General features: G+C 61.7%; 3 protein-coding genes. All 3 read left to right on the forward strand.

Features of this window, described 5'->3' with window-relative positions; all coding sequences use genetic code 11:
• Positions 1-141: 141 nt before the first annotated feature.
• On the forward strand, positions 142-1011 hold the full coding sequence (locus D7V88_RS40915; protein WP_120545886.1) for a hypothetical protein: 870 nt from the start codon (positions 142-144) through the stop codon (positions 1009-1011).
• Positions 1012-1437: 426 nt separating this feature from the next.
• On the forward strand, positions 1438-1755 hold the full coding sequence (locus tag D7V88_RS40920; protein ID WP_120545887.1) for a hypothetical protein: 318 nt from the start codon (positions 1438-1440) through the stop codon (positions 1753-1755).
• Between the two features lie 8 nt (positions 1756-1763).
• Complete coding sequence (locus D7V88_RS40925; protein ID WP_147449128.1) at positions 1764-1991, forward strand: hypothetical protein; 228 nt, start codon at positions 1764-1766, stop codon at positions 1989-1991.
• The last annotated feature ends 102 nt before the right edge of the window (positions 1992-2093 follow it).

Below are 2093 nucleotides of genomic sequence, written 5' to 3' on the forward strand. Positions count from 1 at the left end.
CCATCCCCTCCACCATCGACTCCAGGTACTCGCGCAGCTCTCTGTCCAGCTTGCGCATCTGTGCAGGGGTCATGACCTCGACGTAGATCATGCCCCTCGACTCGACGCAACTGACTGAGTAGTACTAGGGGAGGTCTCGGAATGAATCGCCACCTCGGGCACGAGGTAGCAAAGGCGGAGGGTTCGGTGATGTCCGTGGAATGGAAGCCCGTGTTCGTACTGCCGAACATCAGGATCGAGGCCCCCATTGAAGGTGGCGAGGTCGCGCTGGTGCCGACCGATGACCCTCGCGTTGCGGACCTTCGTCGGCAGAGTTCTAGGCTCGCTGAATTCCTCGGGAGGTTTAGCGACGCCTTCGGAGTGCTCATCGAGCCCACGGTTCTGCTCATTCGCGCGGACGCGCCCGACAGCCTCTTCAGCGTAAGCGCCCTCGCGGGGTTCCGCGATCTAGTCGCGCACTCGGTCATCCCGCACGCTCGTGCGCGGCTGCTCGCCTACTCCCGCCAGGGTGGCGTTCACTTTGGGAACTCGTTCACGTTCTACCCCTGGATGGTCGACAAGCACGACGAGTACATGGTCGCGAGGACGCCTGCTCTTTACGCGATCCACAACGTGGAAAAGTTCCACGGTCAATCCACGCCCGAAGTCCCAGTCTTGAGGGTTTCGGACTCAGACCTCGACACCCCGTTGTTGGAGGGACTGCTCGCGCGGTGGCGCGTTTGGTACGGCAGCGAAGCGCCCGCTGTCGAGGACGTGGCCATGTTCAGGTCCCTGAACATGGCTCTCCACGCCTCGATGCTGCCCGCCGGCAGCGACGGCATCTTCTACGATCAAGGACGGCTGGTCTCGCTCTGGGTCAGCGCGTTCGAGATTCTCGTGCATCCCGGTGGCAGCGGGAAGTCTGACCTGTTCGATGCTGCGGCATTCGCCGCGTTCATTAACGCGCAAATTTCGTTCATGGATAAGCAGCGCAAGTTTGAGGAGGCGCTGATGACGAGTCGCCCTGGATGAGTGCGTGGTCGATGCTGCTGGTCTAGGAGCCATCCCGGCGGTCGTGGACACGGCCGAAGGTGACGGTCCGGAGGATTAGCCTCGTCCAATGACGTGGCTTCCGAGCTTTCGCCCCCAACAGGCTGGCGCTGGGTGAGGTCTAGCTCAAGATGGCAGAGTCGAGCTAGAAGATGTCACCTCCAAGGTGCTTGGGAGATGTCCTGCACTCTCGATGTCACCAACAATCTGTCACCTGTACATTCAGATTCATCTCTACTTCGCAGGACTTCCGTCTGTTGATCTCTGATGGTTGATCATTGATGGCTGATTTGTTGGGTCTGTACCGACAAGCTGGCGACAACGCGGAGACCGCTCGCCGAAGCCTGAGCGACCTGCCCCCACGCGCAACCTCGCTCAGCCACCAGACCGATTCGTTACACGAGGGGCATGACCACTCCCATCCGTCCGACGACACGCATCGCCACGCCCGAGCACATCCTCGCCGGTCTCGGCTCGAACCGGGGACGGCGACAACAGGTGGCCCAGAGCCTCCTCGGTGTGGCCCTGATAAACGGCAACAAGCTCAGCCTGCGAGCCAAGGCTCACCACCTCGAAGCGCAGGAGCCATGGCTGGCCGGCGAATACCGACACCTCCTCGCGGAGGTGGTGGAGCAGGAGCGGCTCATCGCCATGCTCGACAAAGAGCATGAGATCCACAGCCAAGCCCTCAAGGTCGCGGCTGTCCACCACTGGGCTCTGTCGTGAGCACGAGCATGACCAAGCCCGTCAATGATGGGGGAGACGGCCAGCAGCGCGTGGACAGCTTCGCGAAGCTCCCGCACGTGGTCCAGGCCGATGGTTGGATTGTTCTGCCCGTTCAGTACATCACAAAGGACGCCTCGGTTCTGACCGACCGGCAGTTCTGGACCTCCATGGGGCTGCTACTTGAGCTTGAAGCTGGCCCCTGGGAGCCTAGCCTCCTCCGCCCCAGGATTTTCTGAGACACCTTTCTGGGGGATAGCCTCCCCCTCGTGAGGTGGATGTGAAGAAGCAGCAGAAGCAGGACAGGACGTCGGAGCGCGGCCGGTTCTCCGCGAAGCGGA

This window comes from Corallococcus terminator (assembly GCF_003611635.1).
Lineage (GTDB): Bacteria > Myxococcota > Myxococcia > Myxococcales > Myxococcaceae > Corallococcus > Corallococcus terminator.